The 20,997-nt window shown below is 64.5% G+C and carries 14 protein-coding genes and 2 pseudogenes; 9 read left to right on the top strand and 7 right to left on the bottom strand.

Annotated elements, in window-relative coordinates:
• The first annotated feature begins 279 nt into the window (after positions 1-279).
• Complete coding sequence (locus tag AB0H00_RS27240) at positions 280-1,269, top strand: alpha/beta hydrolase family protein (protein WP_357271801.1); 990 nt, start codon at positions 280-282, stop codon at positions 1,267-1,269.
• A 212-nt stretch (positions 1,270-1,481) separates the two neighbouring features.
• Here the strand turns inward: AB0H00_RS27240 and AB0H00_RS27235 are convergent, their stop codons facing one another.
• The gene (locus AB0H00_RS27235) at positions 1,482-2,243 is read right to left on the bottom strand and encodes a phytanoyl-CoA dioxygenase family protein (RefSeq protein ID WP_357271799.1); all 762 of its coding nucleotides are present in this window, start codon (positions 2,241-2,243) and stop codon (positions 1,482-1,484) included.
• Between the two features lie 100 nt (positions 2,244-2,343).
• On the opposite strand from AB0H00_RS27235, the gene AB0H00_RS27230 reads away from it, so the two are divergent.
• On the top strand, positions 2,344-3,180 hold the full coding sequence (locus AB0H00_RS27230; RefSeq protein WP_357271797.1) for an AraC family transcriptional regulator: 837 nt from the start codon (positions 2,344-2,346) through the stop codon (positions 3,178-3,180).
• Between the two features lie 171 nt (positions 3,181-3,351).
• Here AB0H00_RS27230 and AB0H00_RS27225 read toward each other — a convergent pair whose 3' ends face one another.
• The gene (locus AB0H00_RS27225; RefSeq protein WP_357271795.1) at positions 3,352-5,676 is read right to left on the bottom strand and encodes a hypothetical protein; all 2,325 of its coding nucleotides are present in this window, start codon (positions 5,674-5,676) and stop codon (positions 3,352-3,354) included.
• Between the two features lie 415 nt (positions 5,677-6,091).
• On the opposite strand from AB0H00_RS27225, the gene AB0H00_RS27220 reads away from it, so the two are divergent.
• Together AB0H00_RS27220 and AB0H00_RS27215 are read left to right on the top strand one after the other, a co-directional pair.
• Positions 6,092-6,814, top strand: a complete 723-nt coding sequence (locus AB0H00_RS27220) for a hypothetical protein (protein ID WP_357271793.1) — start codon at positions 6,092-6,094, stop codon at positions 6,812-6,814.
• A gap of 346 nt (positions 6,815-7,160) precedes the next feature.
• Positions 7,161-7,388, top strand: a complete 228-nt coding sequence (locus tag AB0H00_RS27215; protein ID WP_357271791.1) for a hypothetical protein — start codon at positions 7,161-7,163, stop codon at positions 7,386-7,388.
• A 366-nt stretch (positions 7,389-7,754) separates the two neighbouring features.
• Here AB0H00_RS27215 and AB0H00_RS27210 read toward each other — a convergent pair whose 3' ends face one another.
• Together AB0H00_RS27210 and AB0H00_RS27205 are read right to left on the bottom strand one after the other, a co-directional pair.
• Positions 7,755-8,147 carry a RidA family protein gene (locus tag AB0H00_RS27210; RefSeq protein ID WP_357271906.1) on the bottom strand — a complete coding sequence of 131 codons (393 nt, stop codon included), beginning with the start codon at positions 8,145-8,147 and terminating at the stop codon, positions 7,755-7,757.
• A gap of 24 nt (positions 8,148-8,171) precedes the next feature.
• A pseudogene (locus tag AB0H00_RS27205) lies at positions 8,172-8,732 on the bottom strand (DinB family protein); the annotation flags it as partial.
• Positions 8,733-8,793: 61 nt separating this feature from the next.
• Between AB0H00_RS27205 and AB0H00_RS27200 the strand changes: the two are divergent.
• From AB0H00_RS27200 to AB0H00_RS27180, 5 genes and pseudogenes are all read left to right on the top strand, one after another.
• Positions 8,794-9,632 (top strand): annotated as a pseudogene (locus AB0H00_RS27200) (WYL domain-containing protein).
• A gap of 376 nt (positions 9,633-10,008) precedes the next feature.
• On the top strand, positions 10,009-10,671 hold the full coding sequence (locus AB0H00_RS27195; RefSeq protein WP_357271789.1) for a response regulator transcription factor: 663 nt from the start codon (positions 10,009-10,011) through the stop codon (positions 10,669-10,671).
• A gap of 93 nt (positions 10,672-10,764) precedes the next feature.
• Complete coding sequence (locus tag AB0H00_RS27190) at positions 10,765-12,108, top strand: HAMP domain-containing sensor histidine kinase (RefSeq protein ID WP_357271787.1); 1,344 nt, start codon at positions 10,765-10,767, stop codon at positions 12,106-12,108.
• A 223-nt stretch (positions 12,109-12,331) separates the two neighbouring features.
• Positions 12,332-13,300: a TAXI family TRAP transporter solute-binding subunit gene (locus AB0H00_RS27185; protein ID WP_357271785.1), complete on the top strand. Its 969-nt coding sequence runs from the start codon at positions 12,332-12,334 to the stop codon at positions 13,298-13,300.
• Positions 13,301-13,342: 42 nt separating this feature from the next.
• Positions 13,343-14,440 carry an ESX secretion-associated protein EspG gene (locus tag AB0H00_RS27180; RefSeq protein WP_357271783.1) on the top strand — a complete coding sequence of 366 codons (1,098 nt, stop codon included), beginning with the start codon at positions 13,343-13,345 and terminating at the stop codon, positions 14,438-14,440.
• Between the two features lie 140 nt (positions 14,441-14,580).
• Here AB0H00_RS27180 and AB0H00_RS27175 read toward each other — a convergent pair whose 3' ends face one another.
• From AB0H00_RS27175 to AB0H00_RS27165, 3 genes are all read right to left on the bottom strand, one after another.
• Positions 14,581-17,199: an AAA family ATPase gene (locus AB0H00_RS27175; protein WP_357271781.1), complete on the bottom strand. Its 2,619-nt coding sequence runs from the start codon at positions 17,197-17,199 to the stop codon at positions 14,581-14,583.
• Positions 17,200-17,828: 629 nt separating this feature from the next.
• Positions 17,829-18,452, bottom strand: a complete 624-nt coding sequence (locus AB0H00_RS27170; RefSeq protein WP_357271779.1) for a hypothetical protein — start codon at positions 18,450-18,452, stop codon at positions 17,829-17,831.
• 513 nt (positions 18,453-18,965) lie between these two features.
• Positions 18,966-19,871 (bottom strand): TAXI family TRAP transporter solute-binding subunit, encoded by a 906-nt coding sequence (locus tag AB0H00_RS27165; RefSeq protein ID WP_357271777.1) that lies wholly within the window; start codon positions 19,869-19,871, stop codon positions 18,966-18,968.
• Positions 19,872-20,997: the final 1,126 nt, after the last annotated feature.

Genomic DNA, 20,997 nt, shown 5'->3' with positions numbered 1-20,997 from the left:
ACACACCGGCGCAGATGCGTAATCGACTGCGCCGCGGAATCGAGGAACTGCCGGAAGAGTCAGTGCATGGACATGCTGACGACAATCCCCCGGTGCGCTACGTGGTCACGGCGTTCACGGCGACTCGAGAGCGAGCGTGGCACGATCTATGATGGTCTTTCCGATTCCGGGCGCGGCGGGGCCGCAAGCTCACAGGAAGCGACTTGGTCTGAGCGACAGCCAAATTCGGGTCTCCTCGGTCGGTGACCGGGGAAGAAGGTAGGAGGTACGTGGATGGGCATGGCAGCGCGATCTGGGGACCAGCGGGTGATTCGTGGTTGGCGGAGGAAGACCGGCGCTGTCATAGCAACAGCTGTGTTGGTGTCGTCGATCGGTGCGGCGGTGGCTACCGCCGCACCGATCCACGCACCGATATTGCGGGCGCCGGTAGGCGGGTACGAGGAGCTCTTCGTACCGTCCAGCATGGGGCCGATCAAGGTCCAGGTGCAGTGGGCGTCCCGCGGCGGAAGCGCGGCCCTCTACGTGCTCGACGGTCTTCGTGCGCCGGCCGACCACAATCAGTGGACGACCGATACCGACGCGCTGCGCCAATTCGCGGGCGATAACGTCACGTTGGTGTTTCCGGTCGGTGGTCGCTCGAGCTTCTACACCGACTGGTACCGACCGAGTAGTACCAACCGTCAGGCGACGACGTACAAATGGGAGGCCTTCCTCACCCAGGAGCTGCCTGCGTACCTGCAACGGTACGGCGTGTCGCGAACCAACAACGCCATCGTGGGGGCCTCGATGGGGGGCAACGCCGCCCTGACGCTGGCCGGCCACCATCGCGACCAGTTCAAGTTCGCCGGATCCTTTTCAGGGTTCGTGCACCCGACGTTTCCGCTCTGGAGCGAAGCGATGCGGGCTGCCATGTGGGACGAGGGTAACTTCAATGTGGACGACATGTGGGGTCCGGCGGGGGATCCCGCCTGGGACCGCAACGACGCCACTGTGCAGGCAGAATTGCTGCGCGGACTGCCGATATACGTCTCGACGGGCAATGGCGCGCCTGGTCCGCTGGACCTGCCGTACGGGATCGGCAACACGGTGAACGCGATGAGCCTCGAGGCGATGACGATGACTGCCACCCAGATGTTCGGTGACCGAATCGCGGCGTTGGGAATTGCCGCTCGCATCGACATCGTCAATGGAACGCACACCTGGCCCTACTGGCAGCAAGCGCTCGCGACGGCGCGTCCGATGATCCTCGATGCGCTTGGCGCGCACTGACGCGATGCCACTCACGAGGTTTGAGTAGGGATCGTGTTCTGCCGTGGATAGTCGTCGGCAGACCCAACGTCGACGGAAGAATGACACAACGCGATACCAGGGGTGCCGGCAAGATCCCCGACGGCGTTACCGCGGTCGCCGGCGCATCATCAGGCGCTACGAGGTTTGGTGAGCTGTCGGCCGGGACGGCGGTAAACCTGTAGGTCGGCGAGTCAGGTGTTGCGATGGCCGTTGATCAGCAGGGGGTGGGACAAGTGTCGTGGCCGGGTCCCGTCGGCGGTGAGAATCGGCTGTGCTGAGTATTGGGCGAGGTAGACGCGGCGCACCCGGTCTGTCGCGTTGGGACCGCTGCGGTGCAGGACCGTGCTGGAGAAGCAGGCGACGCTGCCTGCCGGCACGATCACCGGATCGCCTGGGTCGTCGCCGAAATAGCCGATCCGGTCCCGCGTTTCCTCGTCTTGCACATGCCGAACGACCTCGCGCGTTCCGGCTCGAGAGTACGGCAGTAGATACACGGTGCCGTTGGCTGCGGTGACGTCATCGAGGGCGATCCAGCAGGTGAGGTAGGGGGTGTGCGGGTAGTCGATGAAACCGGAGTCCTGGTGCCAAGCGAATCTCATACCCCGTTCCGCGGCCTTGACGACGTACTGCTCGTTGAACAGGTATATCGTCTCGCCCAGTGCCGCTCGGGCAATCTGAACCATCAGGTCGCAGGCCAGAAACCGTCGTATCACCGCGCTGTGGTCGTAGGCGTGGACGAAGTAGCGTCGACCACGATGATCGAGGTCCAGGCTGTCGACGCCGAGCTGATCCATTTCGGCGTCGCGTTCGTCGACGAAGCGCTGACACTCATCGCGAAGAGCTTGCAGATCATGCGAATCGAGGGCGTTTTCGAGGACGAAGAACCCCTCATCCCGGAACCGACGTATGTGCTCAGCCGTGACCGGCGAAGACGCGTTTTTGAAGGCAGTCATGAGGTTCTCCCGAGGGTTGGCGAAGTCGTTCCACCACAGTTTCGGCGAACCAGGGCACGACAGTCTTCTCATGGCTCGGCAAGTATTTATCGTTTCTTGCGTGATCGAAGATCTGAAGCTTCCCGACGGCCTCGACGGTCGAGCGGTGCGCCACATCGCTGGCGATGTCCGTGTACGCGCCCATCGTCATGCCGAGCTGGAGGTCAATCTGGTCGTGCGCGGCACTGCCACCTACCTGCTGGGTGAGCGTCGATACGAACTCAGCCCCGGTACGTTGACGTGGTTGTTCCCGGCACAAGAACACATCCTGGTGAACCAGTCGGCCGACCACGAGTTGTGGTGGGCGGTGTTCACACCCGAGCTCGTTGCCCGAATCGCAATGGCACCACACACAAGACCTCTCGCGCAGGACGATCCGGTAGAGCAGTTCTCACGTCGCCTCGGCGCCATACATACCCATCGCCTGCAAACCCTGTTCGGTGAGGTGCGCGCCGCCGAGACCCGGGATCACGCCCTGGCCAACGCCGGGGCGGCCTACCTGCTCACTCTGGCCTGGCGTGCGTTCTTGGACAGCGACGATGTCGTCGACAGTGAGAATGTCCATCCCAGCATCCGCACGGTTGCCCGAGTGTTGCAGTCCGACCCGAACGCGGGCGACCTAGCCGATCTGGCGCGCATCGCCGGCCTCAGTCCCACACACCTGAGCCGTCTGTTCAGAGCCCAGATCGGTATCCCGCTCACTCGCTATCGCAACCAGCAACGGCTGCACCGATTCCTACTCGCCTACGGCAACGGCGAACACACCACAGCATTGGCCGCCGCCGTCACAGCCGGGTTCGGCAGCTACGCCCAGTTCTACCGAGTATTTCAGCACGAAACAGGCCGCACCCCATCCACCTTGCGCGCCAACCACGAAGATCTCCGGCCGCAGCACTAGAAGCCGGCGTCGACATGCCCGAGTTCTGGTGGTGTGCGCCGTCGGCGCCGAGCGGTTCGGCCCGCGGCGATCCCTCTACCGGATCGGCCGCCGCCTACGGCCGGCGCCGTGGAACCCACGCGGGGCAGTCGGCCCGCGATGACACTGTCCCTGGTGCGGCACGCGGTGCGATCACAGGATGGCGGGTGAGAGGACAGTGTTGGCGGGAGTTCTTTTGGCGCCTGCGGCCCAGCGGTCGGTGTCGATCGCGGCGCTGAGCTGGGATTGGACGGCACGCATGTGGCCCCGGTCGGCCGGGTCAGCGACGAATCTATCGACGGCGGCGGCGGTTCGCTGTGCGTGTTCGGTGCCGATCCACCGCATCATGAGCAGCGCTTCCTCCCGGCTGTATGGAGCCGTTTCCTCCCCGTCCGCGACTTTCTGCAGCGCGGTCAGTTTCGCCTTGGTCGGTGCGGCCATATAGTCGTGCACGTACCCAAGTGGGGTGTGGGGGTCGGTTGTGCTGCCGTGGAGGGTGACTGCGGCGGGCATGTGGTGACGGTAGGTGAGTGCCGCGCGTTCGATTTCGGCGATGGCGGCAGGGGTGTGTGCCGCATTGGCGTAGGCGGCCGCGGCGACGACTCCGGACAGGTTCTTGTCGGCCAGCGAATCGGCCGCACTGTATCGCATGACCTGGCTGCGGGCCTCGACGGCTCGGTGGACCAGATCGTCGTCGGTGAAACCCGCGCCGCGCAAGGCGGAGCTCAGTTGGGAGAGGCTCGCACCGCGTTGCGTCATCGCCTCGTCGATGGCCGCCGCGGCGCCGCGAGCGGTATTGATGCCGCCGCGACCAGCTTGTTCGGCCGCGGTGACGCCGGCACGGGCCGCGTGCACGAGGCTCTGCTTGTCCCGGAAATTGTGTGTGAACAATCCGTCTCGTCCATAGATCGTGGATGAGCCGATCGGGGTGGCTTGGGCTTGCCACAGTTCCCGTTGCGCTTTGTTCTTCATCTTCGAATAAGGGTCGAGAGGGTGCTCCCGCAGGAATAGCCACGAGGTCAGCGGGCTGGTATTGATGGCGTTGAGTGTGTACATCCCGGCAAGGAGCCCGCCGCCGCCGTGCGCGCCGTGCGGGCTGGTCATGGCGTGCCGAGTGTTGGCATAGCCCATACCTAGGGCGTTACCGCTCGAGCCATCACGGGCAGAGGTCCCAGCACCTTGGATGGCGAGGCCGAACCGATTGGCGATCCAATCGGTGCCGTTGGTGAGATTGGCGCTGAGCCGCCGGAGTTGGACGATGGCGACGATCTCCACGATGGCGCCGAGGACGAGCACGATCATGACTTGGTCGTGTGCCTGTGCGAAGAGATTGCCCAGAAACAGTGTGTAGACGCCCAGGAAGAGGGTGAAAACCGTCATGCGCGCCGCCGCGACGAAGCTGTCGACGAGATTGCGGACCAGGAAGGTCTGCGTAGGCCCGTAGATGAACCCGCCTGCGGCGAAACCGAATATGGCCATGAAGGCGTGATAGATCGCATCCAATGCGGCCCAGATGACCTTCAATCCCAGATAGGTTCCGAAGCACAGCACGATAGTCCCGCAGGCCAGCAGAACCAGTCCGGTGCCGATCTGCCCCATCCCGGGATGGTCGGCCTCGGCATAGGCTGCTGAGTCACCGCAGGTCCGCATGCTGTTCAGCACTCGGGTGTCATCGCCGGCTCGCACTCCCGCCGACCACGCGGCGCGGCAGCTGGCCGAGCTGTCGACTACATGTCCGAAGTTCCACACTTGCACTGGGTGCCGTGCGAAGTTGTCGGCCATATCGGCCTGCATGGTGGCCACCAGCTGATCGGGATCCGGACGCCCGTGACCGTGCAACCCGGCGGCGACCGAGATACCCAGATTGCGGCCCGTGGCCAGTAGTCCATCCGACGACAGGACGTCGGCCAGCGGCTCCGCCAGCACGATCGGGCCGAGTAGCCCTACCCCGATCATCGTCACGACCTGCATCGCCGCCTTGGCGTGATATCCGCGGACCACGAACCACGCCACGAAGAACGCGCCGATCGATGCCGCCACCATCAGCAGAATGGGAGTGGCGATCTGTTCGGTGAGGGCCTCCGCGACCCCGTTCAACGCGTTGCCGAACGGATCCAGCCACCGGAAGCTCATAGCAAAGCCGATCACCCACACCGTCGAGGTGACCAGGACCATGTATCCGATGAATTCCAGGCCGAGAACCATCGCCACCGCTGTCTCCAACGGATTCAGCAGACCGCCGTGTCCGGTAGCGAAGACATAATCGGTCAACGGCACTCCCGAGGAGTCCCGGATCTCCATCCAGCTCAGGGCCGAGATCCTTGTCCCGCCCGCTCTGGTCGTATCGCTCTGCGCTGTCGCGACAGCACCGACGCTGCCCGGAAGAACAAGCAGCGCGAAGACCAGGGCGAGGAACCATACGACACGGCGACGACAGCGGGTCGCGGTGGCTCGAGCGCGTAGACGCCGGAAGACCATGCGAGGTTGCCACCGAGCAGGATCCCGGAATGTATGTTCCCGTAACATGCCATTGCCTCCGTTGGTTTGCAGCCCGATGTGCTGAGTCGCGCCTCAGCGCGACAGCGTTCGCGATCGCATCGAGGCATTCGGTGTACTCACGTCGCCAGCCGAGCGTCTACCACGCACAGGAGGCACACCTTACCTGACTAAGGTCAGCCTTACCTAATGTACATCTAGGGCAGTCGAGGCCGTGGACGACGTTTGACGCCCACCAGTCCTGCCGAAGCGTGTCGCATCAACCTGAGGAACGGACGATGGTCGGGGATCGCCGCCGCCGTTGAAACGGCATCGAATGCAGGATTGTGTGTCAGCAGCCCGCACTGACCCCCGGGTAAGATGACCGGTACAGGTCTACTCCTCGAGGAGGCTGGCGATGGCCGGCAGCCCACGATCGATCGCCGAAATCGACAAAGCGCTCCCATCGGGTGAGGATCAGGAGCGATTTTCCGGCTACGGGTTGATGGGGATGCCATTCGCCAGCGGCCACTACTTGGCGCTTCGGCATTTTCCCGCCAGTTCGATCGGTGCGGGGTACGACTCGGTGTGGCATCGGAACCCGGCCGGCGAATGGGTGATCTACAGCAGTGTTTCCCCGGAGGTCGGCTGCGCCCGCTACTTCGGCTCAGCGATCGAAGACGCACGGGTCGAGCGCATCTCGGTGACCTGGACGGGTCCTTCCGCGTTGACGGTTGAGGTGCGCGACAGGCTCCTGTGGGATCTCGAGCTGGGACGATCGGCGGCGACGGCGGCGATGACGGGCCTCGGTCGCCTGCTGCCCGCCGCCTTGTGGCGACGTCCTGCCGTCCTGTCGCTCATGTCGCGGGTCGCAGGTCCGGCGCTGGGCGTCGGGCGGGTGCGGCTCAGCGGCACTTCCCCGAACGGTCAATGGTTCCGGGCCAATCCGCGGATGCTGTGGACCGTCGAGAAGAGTGGTGCACGGATCGATGGAAGCGATATAGGTCCTCCAGGGCCGTTGGCCGAGCAGGCCAGGTTGGGTGACTTCTGGCTACCGCAACGTGGAATGTTCGTCGTGGGCGAGGCCTATTTCGAGCAGTACGATGCGACGCGCCATCAGGCGGCCAGCCCCGGCTCATGATGGCCGCGGTTGCTCGATTCATGCGCACATGAGAATCAACTCGCTTGCCGCAACTCGAACCAGCGCCCGAGCTGCCAGAGTTTGCGCTGAACCGACACGCCCTTTTCTCGTGAAACCCACTGTTCGCGTGGTGTCGACGACAGTTAAGGCCTAGTATCAGATGCGTCGGGGAATGTCAAAACAACTCGACAATCGGCGAGTCATCTCCGTGCGGCGAACTCGCCGGAAGAAGGTAACGATGATGACCAACAAAGCGTACCGAACCACCACATGCCAGTTGCTAGCGAGGGTTGTGCTCGTTGGAGCCGCTGTAGCCGTTCCGATGACGGCGGCCGCGGTTTCTGCCATGGCCGCGCCGACGCCCGAACCCGGCGTGGTACAGGTTGATCGCCCGGGGGGCGGCGGCTGGGGCGGCGGTTGGGGTAACGGCGGCTGGGGTCGCGGCTGGGGCGGCTGGGGTTGGGGTAACGACGGTTGGGGCGGCGGCTGGGGCGGCTGGGGTTGGGGTAACGACGGTTGGGGTCGCGGCTGGGGCGACCGTGGTTGGGGCGGCGGCTGGTTCGGCAGCAGCTGACCGAAGGGATCTGTGCCGGATGGGGATCGGCCTGTCGGCTGGATTCTCGTGTTCGCATCCCCACCAGCGGTGTGCGGCGTGTGAGCATGAAGGCCGAGCATCGAGCCCGGTGTCATGAGGTCGAGTGTTCCGGCGGCGCGCCGCGCCGCGCCGTCGGCTGTGGGGCGCTGATCAGCGTCGGTGCGCTGATCAGCGCTGCGGCACTCCGGTCGACGCCGACCGCCCGCGGGTGACCGCGGCCGAGATCGTGCTCGGCTGGTCGACCGCGGAAGAGCTCTTCGGGCTGCGGCGCGCGGTAGGCCGATGTGCTACTGCCCTGGCATCCGGGTGAGCTACGCCCTTGCAGCCTTGATCCGTGGATTCGTCCTATTCGGGGATGATCGCTACCGCGTCGATCTCCACGAGCGCGCCTGGGCGAGCGTGGCCTGCGGTGGAAACGACTGTGATGGCTGTGCGGTGATTACCCCACACTGATCGCGCTGCCGCGTATCCCACCTGTGCGTCGACCCCATGGACAAGGTAGATGTTGAGTTTGACGACATGCTCGGGACCGGTACCCCCGGCAGCGAGCACGGTCAGCACGTTTCGCATTGCCTGAGTGGTTTGCGCCTCGATACCGTCGAGCAGGTTTCCGGTGCTATCGGTGCCGAGCTGGCCACCGACATAGAGGGTTCGGGCAGCGGATGCGATCACGCCCTGCGTGAAGGCAGGGTTGCTGTGAAGTTCGTGGGGGTCGAGGTGTGTCGTCTCGGCGGTCATGAGTCTCCTCCTGGAGGTGCCGGGTTTCGTGTGCAGGTAGAGGTCGCGCAGAAGGCAGATCTCGGACAGGTGGTGGATCAGCTCGCGGTGGATGTGCAGCACCAGATCAGCCATGGGCACCTCCGGGAAGGGCTCCCTCGCGCCGACCGGCACCCGGAGCCCCGCCTCGCCGAGGCCGCGCACCCCGGCCAGCCAGACGTCGAGCTGGGCCTCGAGCTGGTTGAGCGCGGTGGCCGCGCTGCCCGCGTACTCCCAGGTCTCGTACGACGCCGCCGGTGCGCCGAAATGCGCCGCGTTGCGCGCGGCGAGCACGCCGACGATGACGTGACCGAGTCGCCAGGCGATCGTGGTGAAGGCCGCAGGGACCGGCTCGGGGAAGGCGTAGTCGATCGTGAAGTCTCCGGCACCCACCTGCACGGGCGCCGTCGAGCTGCCGCGCGGCCGAACACTCCAGGCGTCCGGCACCGGCGACCAGAAGTACTCGTCGTCGGTGAGACCGTCGAGGCGGGGGCGGAGCTGATGGTTCCAGTGGAACTCCCACTGCTCACGCAGCGTCCGGTTCCAGTCGAGTTCGTCTGCATCCATGCAGCCACTCTGACACCCCTAGCGGACAGAATCGGTCCGCTATCTCTGGCAGGGTGGGTCCATGGGTTCGGCAAGCGGTGACGAGCGGAGTACGACAGAGCGGGTGCTCACCCTTCTCGGGTTGCTGCAGCAGCGGCAGGTCTGGACCGGCCCCGAACTCGCCGACCGGCTCGGGGTCACACCGCGCACGGTACGGCGCGACGTCGAGCGGCTGCGCGCGCTCGGCTATCCGGTACATGCCAGCCAGGGTGTCGGCGGCGGCTACCAGCTCGGCCCGGGTCAGGACCTGCCGCCGCTGCTTCTCGACGACGAGGAGGCGATCGTCACCGCAGTCTCCCTGCTCGCCGGCGCGGGCGGCGCGGTCGCCAGCGCCGACGACGCCGCACTCCGGGCGCTGATCAAGCTCGACAGGGTGCTGCCAACCAGGTTGCGGCACGAGGTGCGTGCCCTCGCCGGCTCGGTGGAGTCGTTCGGCGGAGGCCGCACACCATCGTGACGACTGGCGCAGCTTCCGCGTCGACCGGATGACCGATGTGTCCGCACGGACCTGGCGCTTCCGCCGGCGCGCGGCACCCGACGCGGCGACGTATGTGCAGGAGGGTGTGGCGAGTCGGGTCTACCCGTACAAAGCGCGCTTCCTCGTGCACGCGTCGGCCGACACGGTGCGCGCGCAGATTCCGGCATCGGCGGCCGCCGTACGACGGCGAGGGAGCGAGCTCTGCGAGGTGCGCAGCGGCGCAGGCAGCCCTCGACTTCGTGCTCATGCACGTCCTCCTGCTAGGGCACGACTTCGAAGTACTCGACCCTCCGGAGCTCGGGACACGCCGTCGCGTGCTGGCGGAAAGACTGCTGTCGGCCGGTGCAACGATCTCACCGGTGCCGGACATGGCGGAGCCGTGAGCCGCGACCACACCAGCGCCGACGTGCGCGTGTGGCTGGAGAGCAGTCCGATGCCGACGAGGCTGCTGGATACGTCAAAGCGCTGTAAAGTTTCTCGACTTTCATTGCGTCTAGGCGTAGTCGCGGAATATGTAGGAGTGGTGTGCGCAACTTTGCCGGTCGGGACCGTGAACAGTGCGGCTCGTAACGTTCTCAGAGCTCGATCCGGGGATCGCGGTGACGGTGTCCTGGTCGATCCGGCCGGCGGGCATTCGTCGCAAGTCGGGTCGAGTTCGTTGGTCGGCTGCTGGGCGGTGTACCCACGGTGAGTGAATACCACGAAACCGGTCCGCCGGATCCCGCTCATACCGATTCGTCACCAGGGACAGATCGGCGCGTGCGGCTGGCGATAGTCGAAGACGACGACGAAGTGGGCGATGCGCTGGTCGAGGTGCTCACTGACCAGGGTTTCTTCGCAATACGTATGCGCCGGGGAGCGGATTTGCTCATCGGGCACCGCCGCTGCGATGCGGTGATCCTCGATCTGGGGTTGCCGGACGGCGATGGGCTGCACGTGCTGCGGCAGCTTCGGGAGGTCAGTTCGGTGCCTGTGGTGATTCTCACCGCCCGCGACGACGAACGTACCGTGGTCCGCGGCTTACGGGGCGGTGCCGACGACTACCTTGTCAAACCACCGCGTATCGCGGAACTGGTTGCCCGGCTGGAGACGGTGACCCGGCGCGCCGCTGCCGCTGCGGCCGGCCCGGAGGCCCCTGTGATTATCACCGGGGATGTTCGGATCGATCTCGAGATGCGGCAGGTCGAGGTCGGTGGTGCGCCGGTGACTCTCACGCAGAAAGAGTTCGAATTGGTAGAGGCCCTCGTGGAGCGGCCAGGCTCCGCGGTGAGTCGCGAACTACTGATGGACCGGATCTGGGGGGATGCGTTCATGGCGGTGTCCCGCTCGTTGGATGTGCATATTTCGACGTTGCGTGCCAAGCTCGGCAGACCAGGATTGATCACAACGATCCGGGGGTTCGGCTACCGCTGGGGCCAATGAGTACAGGTTGAGGTTTTGCGACGACGGTTGCTGGTGACGCTGTTGGCTTTCGCTGCGCTAGCAGTGCACGGACTTGCGGTTCCGTTGGGGGCCATGGCGTCCACCACTCGGACACAGCAGCTGTGGCTCGGTCGGTACGTGGACGCCGAGTGGTTCGGCGAACTCGCCGAGCAGGCGATGGCGACCGGTGACCGTCAGCCGCTGGTCGCGGCGATGGAGCGCTACCACGACCTGTACGAGGACGCCGTGCTCGTGGTGGATGCCGGCGGTGCCGAGTTCGCGAACATCGGGGTGGACACCGGCGATCCGGCAGTTGCCGATGCCGTGGCGGCGGCCCGCAGTAATCGGCATTCGACGGGGTTCCCGCATCGCTTGCGCACCTGGGACCCGGACTCGCTGATGATCGCCCGTCCCATCGGATCCGGAATGCAGGTCGAGGGCGCGGTGCTCATCGAGACGTCGACCGTGCAGGCAAAGCGGGATATCACTGACCGTTGGGCCCTGATGACGCTGGGCATGTGGACGGCCCTGGCGCTGTTCGCGGGACTGGCGCTGGCACTGAGTAGGTGGGTGTTGCGTCCCCTGGAACGATTGTCGCAATCGGTTGCCACACTGACGGATACGTTGCCGAATCCAGTCTCGGGCCCCCCGCCCACGTCGATCATGCGGCAGTACGACGGACCACCGGAGGTGCGTGAGCTGGCCCGATCGTTCGATGCGATGGCGATGGCGGTCGCCGATGCGGTGGAAGCCCAGCGCCAGTTGGTCGCGGATACCGCGCACGCCATCCGTAACCCCCTGGCTGCGCTCGCTATCCGGTTGGAATCGCTGAAGCCGGTGATACCGGATCAGTCCGCGCATACGTTTCGGCGCGCCAGTTCACAGGTCGACCGGCTCGCGGCGGTGCTCGACGGCCTGCTGCGTTTGGCGGTGGCCGAGACACCCGAGGGGTTCCGGCCCGTGCCGCATGATTCCGATTGGCCGAGCTGCTGCGACGCGGTGCGAGTTGTCGCGGACCGGGTGGAGGCATGGGGGGTGGCTTTCGAGCGGGCCGGCATGGACGTGGCGGCCGTTGTGCCGGACGGCGAGGTCGAGGTGGCAGCGCCAGAGGATGCGCTCATGCAGATCCTTGATGTGCTGCTGAGCAATTCGTGTCGCTATGCGGGCGCGGGCGCGCGGACGGAGGTTCGCGTGCACGGCGGAACGCGGTGGGTGACCGTGTCGGTGATCGATGACGGGGTGGGTGTCGCGGAGCCCGAACTCGACAAGCTGACCACGCGATTCTACCGTGGCTCGTCGGCCACTCCCGGTGGATCGGGGCTCGGCCTGCCCATTGCGGCGGCGCTGGCACAGCGACATCAGGGCGAACTCACGGTCGGCCTGACCGTTCCGCAGGGGCTACACATAACAGTCCGGCTGCCGGCGAGAGCGTCGTGATCGGTCGCCTACTCGGCGCGGATCGTGTTCGAACCCAGGTGGCCCGATGGACGTTGGATACGTCAAGACTCCGAACTCCGTGGGCAAGAGCCGGGCACCTGTTGACACTCCGATCTCGAGCGGTTGAAATTAGCCTCCGAAATGGAGGGCGTTGTCCGCGGCACGAGAACGCCACGCGACAGTCCCGGTGCAGGCGAGACGGTCAGGAGCGAGCGCGTTCGATGTGTTGCAACGCTTCTGGCGTACGGCCGGACGATGGCAGGCCACCGTCGGTGGCGGTGCGACGATGATCAACCGCCGTGATCTCTTCGTCGTGGCGGCCGTGGCGGCTGTCTCCGGCTGTGGTATCGACCGCAACCCTGTCACGATCCGGCTCGGTTCCGGGCGGGTGAACGGGTTGTTTCACGAGATCGCTCAACTCCTCGCTGCCGTGGCGGCCGAATCCCGCACGGTGCGCATCGATCCGGTCGCCACCGCCGGGTCGCAGATGAACCTCGACCTACTCGCCCGCGGCGAGATCGATGCCGCACTTGCCCTCGCTGACTCGGTGTACGAGTCCGCGACTCATCCACTTGCGATTGGACGCCTCTACGAGACGTACCTGCAGATGGCTGTGCTCGCCGACAGCGCGATTCACCAAGTGGGTGATCTGCGTGGGAAGCGGGTCGACCTCGGAGTGGTCGGGTCTGGTGCGGCAATGACCGCCGAACGCGTACTGCGGGCGGCGGGCCTGGACCCTGCGGTCGACGTGGTGGCCGGACATCGGCAGCTTGCCGGGGCAGTGGAAGCCCTGCACAGCGGCGACACGGATGCGATTCTATGGGGCGGTGGCGTGCCGACACCCGGTCTGGACATCCCCCGGCGGATACGGTTGATCGACTTGGGGGAGTTCCCCCCGATGATGCGTGAGCGATTCGGGTACCACTATGACCGCGTGGTGGTCCACCAGAATGCGTACCCGGGAGGTCCGGCGGTCAGTACCGTCGGGATACCCAACCTGCTACTCGTCGCGCCGACTCTCGCGAATTCCGCCGTGGTTGCCATCACAGAACTGCTGTTGCGGAACCCCGACAGGTTGGTGCCCGAGCATGCCAAGGGATTTCAGTTCCTGGACCGGCGCTGGCTGGTCGGGACCGGGGACATTCCGCTGCATCCCGCCGCCGCTGATTTCTATCGCAGCTGGCACGACTGAGTGCCTTGCACTCCTTGGAGGAGAACAAGCTGCTCGGCCTGGATGGTGGTGACTATCGACCTCAAGGAAGTGTTAGAAAGCGCCTTTCCGTGTCCGGACTGGTTGCGCCCGGTGCCGATTCCGGCTGAAGTATTGGGACACAGTCGGTTACATGCTGTAACCAGTTACGGCGTGGACTGCCCGGGTGGAATCGCGACATCTCGATGCAGTGGCAACGAAGCCGACCGGGTTCTGGTCCAGGTGGAGCGAGCAGGGCGATTTCGGCGACGAGGAGGCCACGGTGCGGAAACCGGGAGGCATGCTGGCAGGAGGCGCGAAGTGTCGGCCGAGCCAGCGGGCGGCAGGTGCCGGCTCGTGGTGACACGGAGTTGGCGTTTCACGGGTCTCGAGTTCGTCGTCCTCTGGGAGGATGCCGGTGGGCAAGGTCCTCCCGCGCCATTCACCGTGCCCAACCGATTGTGGCAAAATCACTACTTGGCGCGAGAGAAGCGAGAAGCGCGCGAGGCGGTGCGGGCTCGATTGGGTAGCTGCTTCGAGGATGTGCTCGATGCGGTGTCCGTGCCCGATATCCGGATCGTGGTGCAGGGGTGGAACCCCGCAGAGTATGACAACCCGAGGTCGTGGATCCGGATGCTCGGAGCCTGTAGCGGCAAGCGAGTGTATCTGCTGGAGCAACTTTCGGGTGAGACGGCTTCGCTCAGTTGTGGATTTGCCATTACGGAATACGGTGTGCGCGAGTTCGGTGCTGTCGTCGCGGCCCGGCTGCCTGAGGCTCAGAGAGGCAAGCACGGCAATATCGATCTGTCCGCCCATGCCTATTGTGACACGGATCAGGGATCCCGGCGGTCCCGGGTCTTCGCGTCCACCGGAAAGGTCGCTTGGTTGCAGGCCGAGAGATTCTTGCGGTCGCCGGTCACCTGCGCGGGGGCTATTGTTGTCGGTCAAGGGATTTCGCGGTTCGATCGCTGTCGTGCCCATCGGCGGATGCTGGAGTGGCGTGATGTTTTCGGGGACGGCAGATATGTGATCGCCGGAAGTGCTCCCCCTATAGCGCAAGGGGTCGACGAGAAACGCCTGACTGCTCGAATCGACACCGAGATCGCCGGTGTGGCTCGGGCATTGAAAAATGAATTTTGCTGATTCAGTCGCGATCTCGGGTTGTCCGCCGGCAGGGGCGTCGGCCGCCGCCGTTACGGTCAAGGCAAGCGCGGTGAGCCCGTCGCTGACAATTCGTATTCCTCCTGACCGAGCTCGCCACTGGTGTCCGCACCCGGTCATCCTTACTGTGGCCGGGGCGGTCGTAGATCGCTCCGGTGTAACCGACGTGCCGATTGCTGCCGAACCTGGGCGATCCGGTCCTTGGGAACAAATCGGATGATGTCTTCCCGGGAGGTGATCATCAATTTCTGGAAGATCGCGGTCATCTGTGTGTCGACGGTCCTGAACGAAGTTCCACGCTGCGCCGCGATAGCGGTATTCGTCCATCCCGCCGCAGCGAACGTCGCGACCTCCTGTTCCGACCGTGTCAGGTCGTCCCAGCGCGTGGTGCCCGTGCGGGCGGTATTGTCCGTCGGCACCCGGTTCATGGGTAGCGTTCCCAGCGCAAGCCGCTGAACCTCATGCAGTTCGGAACGCAAGAGGGAACCCTCCTCCTCGGCGGCGGCGAACGCATCGGGTCCCAGCACACTGCGGGCGACGTCGATGGCTTTGTTCGTTTCGTCGGCGAAGGGCCGCAGGGCTTCGATGTCGGTTCCCAGCTCCGCCCGCAGCGTCCTGGCACCTCCTACGAGCCGAGCGGTTTCGGTCGCCATGGCAACGAGCTCGTCCTCACCCGCGCCGCCCGCGGCGATCGAGTCGGTGATGATCTGCGCCAACGCCCAGGACCGAACATGCACTGCCCAAGCCGCACCCCACGGGTCGCGAATGGATACCAAGTGGGCCAGCGCTTGACGACCGACCGACAACGCCGTGGTGGGGTCACCGTGTTTGGTCAGTGCGAGCGCTCGCATCAGCTCCGCCCAGGATTTGAGCCATTGCGCCCCAGCTGCCGTGAAGTTGTCAACGTTGCGTTGTGCGATCTCCAACGCCTGTTCTGCTGTTCCGAAGAAGCTGGCTGCCATAGCCTCGATGAGTCCACCCATCGCCTCACCGCCGCTATCGCCGGTACTGCGGGACTTCTCGCGGGCGCGCGCCAGCGCGGTGATGGATGCCGCGTCCCCGTGCACCAACATCAGCTCCTGGCCCCACACGAAATCGACCGCGGCGGGGAAGCCGAGGTCGACTTCGGGAGACTGTCGCCAGTTCTGCCGGATTTCCGGATCGGAAGTGCAGGTGGCAACGCACTCTTCGAGCATCCGTTCGGTGTCCGCATGCTGTCCCTGCCACATGGCCACCCACCCGATCAACGCCATCGCCGCCACTTGGGTATAGGTTGGCTGCGGCGTGAGGGTGCGGCTTGCTTCCAGCGTGCGTTCCGCCCATTGACGGGCTTCGCGCAACGAGCCGTTGAAGAACGGCGCTCGAAGCGCGATCAGTCCTACCGAGATCTCCAGACCGAGTGCCGACTCGCCCGGCGTGGTGAGGCTTCCTTCAATGGCGACCAGTATGTTGCCCCACGACGCGCGCGCCCATTTCAGCAGGTCCAGCTCCGCCGGGCCGAACCACTCGACATACGCCTGCAGGACTTTGTCGCGGTAATACTGCCGATGGCGCGCGGCAACCCGTGCCGGTTCGTCCGTCTCACTGGTGGAGTATTCCCGCAGTCGTTCATGAGCGAATACCCGAATCGTTTCCAGTAGTGAGTACCGCACGCTGGTCTTGGTGCGGTGTAGTGACGCGAGGGACTGGTCGACAAGGCGTTCGAGCAATCCCTCGATTTCTCCCTTTGCCAGACTAATGGCGCTGTCTCGGTTGGGCTCTCCGTCGTCTGCGCCGATCGGATCGTCAGCGCAAACGGCCTCGATGGCTTCCAGGTCGGCCCCTATATCGAGCCCGAGGCTGTCATCTCTTTCCAGGTTGGTGTCGTGGCCCGCGGCGAATACCGACAGGCGCGCCAGGAGCAAGCGTTCCTTGTCTGTGCACAGGTCATACGACCAGGCGATCACGTCGGGAATCCGCTGATGGCGCGCATCCACCCCCACCTGCCAAGCAGGGGACCACCGCATTCGCTTGTCGTTCGCGCCGCCGCTCAACTCCTGCAGGATCGTCGCGAGTGGTTGACGCCGAAGCCGCGCGGCGGCGAGTCGGATATAGAGCGGGTGGTGGTGCATGTGGTGACAGATCAGCTGAGCTGTCGCGACCTGATCTGTATCGGTGACAGCGTGGCCGCTGAGTTCGGCGCGCTGTCGGAACAGGGCCAGGGCCTGCTGTTGCGACAACGGCGGAACCTCCACCAAGTGCTCGTCGACCCATCCCACCGGCTCGCGGCTGGTGGCCAGGATAACCAGGTACGGCGCCGCCTCCAGCAGTGCCGCAATGAGCGAACCGGCCTCGGCGAGCACATGCTCACAGTTGTCCATCACTACCATCGTCCGCGCGGTTCGCCCTACCGCGTTCTTGATAGTGAGTTTGTCGACAAGTGCGTTCCACGCCGACCGCCCAGAGAAGTCGGCGTCGAGCACCGCGTGCGCGACTTCTTCTTCCACCGCGGTGAAGTCGGAGCCCTTGGCCAGTCTTGCCAGTCGCACCCAGTGCACCGGCATACGCGTAGCCTTGCGGAACTGGCCGACCGCTTCGGCCGCTAGCCGAGTCTTCCCGATACCGCCCATACCGGTCAGGGTGATCAACCGGGCCGAGCCCGACAGCAGAGTCCTGATTCGATCCAGCTCTGGACCCCGGCCGACGAAATCGTTCGCGGGTGCTGGAAGATCGCCGGGACCTTGTCGTTGACTACTCGACATAGAGGTCAAGCTCCTTCTTCCCCGCGACTCCATCATCCAGAACCGCTGCGCTGAACCAGCGTCCCAATTCTCGGTAGGTGCACTCGAGGACAATGATCTTGCTGTCGCGTGCTCCGACCGTACCCCCTAGACCCTAGCCTGGCGTCCAGCGCCGTACGTAGTCGATACGTAGATAGTTCGCGACACCTACGGCGATTGCTACGGATGCGGTTCCGCCTACGTAGTCGACCAGACTTCGGCGTGAGCGATTGCGCAGGCAACCTGGTCGACCGACCGAATGGACTGAGCAACGGAATCACCGGTGATGAGTGTGCCCGATGCCGACTTCGCGGCGGCCTCCATCGCCGCCGCGAAGGACTGACGCGCACCGTGTGAGATTTGGACGATAGTGGGACTGAATATGACCGACTTGCAAGTGGTGACCGCTGCGGTAATCGGCATAGAGATACTGTTCGTCGTCGCGGCCTTGTGCTGGCCACGACGACGGTGGCCAGCCGACCACAAGAAGCAACCAGCTGATCGTCAGCACAAACGTTATCGTGAGCTGATTGCCGGACGGGTGTGACGGACCCCAGCTGACCACGACTGGAGAGTAGTGAGCTTTCCCAGGTAGCGGTGTGGAGTTGTGGTCAGTTGGTGCGGCTGTGCCACTGGCAATTTTCTCGAAGCTGTGAAACGGCTTCGTGTGACGGTAGCCGGCATTTTGTCACGGGGGTGTCGGTGCGGGCGGTATCGGTGAGCGCTCCGGTGTCGGTGGATCCGTCGGCGGCCGGGTCGTCGGTGCTGGGCGAACCCTTTTCGCCGTCGGCCGCCGTTTCGGCTTCGTCGAGGGTCGCCTGGAGCGCGTCTATTGCATCCAGAATCGCCTGATGGCGAGCGGCACCGATTTCATCGGCACCGAAAGCGGTGGTGTCGATACTCGCTTCCAGATCCCGCAGAAAATTCTTGATCCCGTAGGTATCAGGCGAGGTGTTGTCGGCTCGTTCCTCGGCTGCGCGCCGCTCTATCCAATCCCAATTTTCTTGGTACCAGTCGGTCAGCGATTCGCGGATATGGTCCCCGATGAGCTCGACCTCTTTCCCCTCGGGTGTGGGGCGGTCCGGCTCGGTCCGGCCGGCGCGAACGGCGTCGGCCTCGGTGGTTGGGCAGGGGCCCGGTCCTGCGGTATCGCAGGACATCTGGAGGTCGCCGCGCCTGCGGGCGCGGCCGGGCCGTTGCCTGGACATGCTGAAGAAATCGCTTTCGTCGATCATGGGCACTTTCCGATAGTGGTGATCGCTACGAGCCGGCCGGGTGGCTCGTCATGGGACAGTCGGCGAGTGATCCGATCATGCTGTCGGGTATGACATTCGCCCTCACCGTCTTCTGCTTCGATCACCTCACGCTATCGATCGGCTTGTGGATTCTTATGTGGTCGGTCAGCTGTCGCTGAATATGCGGAAATCATGACTGGAGGTTTCTACTGAACGCAATCAGTGGGCGCATATTTGACTATGCTTTGAGGATGCGGGGTACGAGTCGGATTTCCTGCCGCCGCATTCGACCGCGTCAATTTCCTCAACTCGATGGAGTTGGCACCTTTGTAGGCTTGTTCGGCCGGGCTATTGCAATATTCCGCCAGCGGAGTGCGGCGATGGCCACAGCAGGGTACCGGCGTTGAGGTGGTTGCTGCTGGAGGTGGACGAATCCGGCGAGTCGGTCGTCGAATGCGACTACCGCGACGAGCCGTTACTCGACAGTCCAAGCGCGCTCGGCGTGGGTCTTGTTCACCCATGCCAGGTCCGGTAGACGTCAACCGATGCGGGGTGTATCGGGATAGCGTCGGTTCCGACCAGCCACCGTCGATTCAGAAACTGGAATCCCACGGTGCGCTTCGGTGCCAGTTCGTCGGCGCGCTGCAACAGCAGTTCGGTGATCGCGCTCACTGCGGAATGCGGCAGACCGGGTTTGGTGAGAAGCAGGTTGGGGACGCCGACGGTGCTTACGGCAGGACTGCCCGGATAGGCATCCGCGGGGATCGTCACCCGATGGTAGTCGAATTCGAACCGTTCTCGCATGGTCGTGACCAATCCGCCGAGGTCGATCAACCGTAGACGCCGGGGAATGTCGGGACCCGGCGTCGGCACACCGGCGCACCACATGATCGCGTCCGCCTCATCGGCATACAGCGCCGACACCGCGTCGGGCAGCTGTCGATGGCTGACCTGCAGGTCGGCGGTGGGGTCCAGGCCCGCCGCACGAACCACCCGTTCGGCGGTGATCTCCGCACCCGACCCGAGCGCGCCGAAATCCACTCGTGCGCCGCGCAGGTCTTCGACTCGGTGAATCGGGCTCTCGGCGGGCACAGCCAAGTGGAGATAGCATTCGTGCAGTCGTCCGATGGCCAGTGCGCGTGTGCGGGACTCGCGCGCCGAATCCGACAGTGCGAGAGCGGCATCGATCTCGCCGCGGGCAAGCAGATCGAGGTTCGTGCGCGATCCCGCCGTGACGACCGGATCTATCCGCACGGTGCCCGCTTCGGCGGCCACATCGGCGAGGAGCCGGGCGAATGTGTGGGACAGCCCGCCGACCCGCCCGGAGCCGAGCCGTACCGTGACCGCGTCATCGCCGATGGAACAAGCAGACGCGGTCGAGAGCGCGGCGAGCGCGAGGAATCCGCGGCGGCAGATCATTGTCCGACCACGGTGCTGGGAGGGATCGCACTGTGCGTCGCGAACGCTGGCGCACCGTGTCGCACCGCCGACCATGTCGACTCTGCCGGACGTCGCCGCGGACGTACCCTTCCGATAATCGACATCGACTCGACTACTCCGTCATAGCTATCAAGTGGACCGGTAAGCCCAGCTCGAATGGGCTCTCGGCGTCGGGCCGCGGTGTGCAACCCGAAAACATTACACGCCAATGGCCTTAACGAAGTCTTAAGAATATATTGGGAAACGATCGAGGGGCGGAATGTCATCACTCGACGCAGCCCTCGGCACTTACCCCTACCCGGGGGGTGATATCAAGCAGGAGTAAATTCAGCACGCTGAAGATGGCATCGCATAGCATTACCGGATACTTTGCTTGCGCTGGCTAGTGCAAGCGGCGGATGGCAGTGGATGACCGCCATGGCCGAAAGTTGCAACATCTGACGTACTGGACGTCCGACCGGAAGGAATCTGCCATTGGAACGGGTTTTTACGTTCCCTTGAGCGTATTTTGCTTGGGAGGTGGCGACGTCAGGTGGAGTTCGTGAAACAATAATCGTGAATCAGTTCAACTGTGCCACGCGACGCACCTCTTCCTATTCGAAGATTCGGCGGGCATGTGCGCGTCGGTAGAATTCTGGCGTGGACGGATGAGGTAACCGCGATGCCTTTTCCGGTGCGTTGTCGAAGAATTGAGAGTCGCGGTGACCGGGATCAACCGCGGAGTCGACCCCGTCGGGGCTTGACCTGGAAATCCCACAGCTGGCGAAGGTGTCGAAGTCATGAACTGGGCTACTGAGGACCGAGACGGTCGCAGAGTCGGCGTTCCGCACGGTCGGTTCAGCGATGAATCCGGCTCAGGGGTCGAAAGTACCCCGGTGTCGAGCCCCGGTGGGATTCGTTGCCTCCTAATAGAATCGCTCAATAGGCGAATGACCAGTGGGATATTCGGGTTCTGGGATCCGGTGCGGTGGCGACCGCGGGTGGTGGTGCGGCGGTTTCGGTGTTGGGTGGAGGCTTCTGGCCGACGGCGCAGGATGGTGTGGTTGCTGGGGATCACTCTCGCGTTGTTCGTCTTTCCGGGTGTTGTCGGTGGGGTGGCTGTGGC

The organism is Nocardia sp. NPDC023852, from assembly GCF_040639505.1.
Lineage (GTDB): Bacteria > Actinomycetota > Actinomycetes > Mycobacteriales > Mycobacteriaceae > Nocardia.
This window is presented reverse-complemented; position numbering and strand designations above follow the sequence as displayed.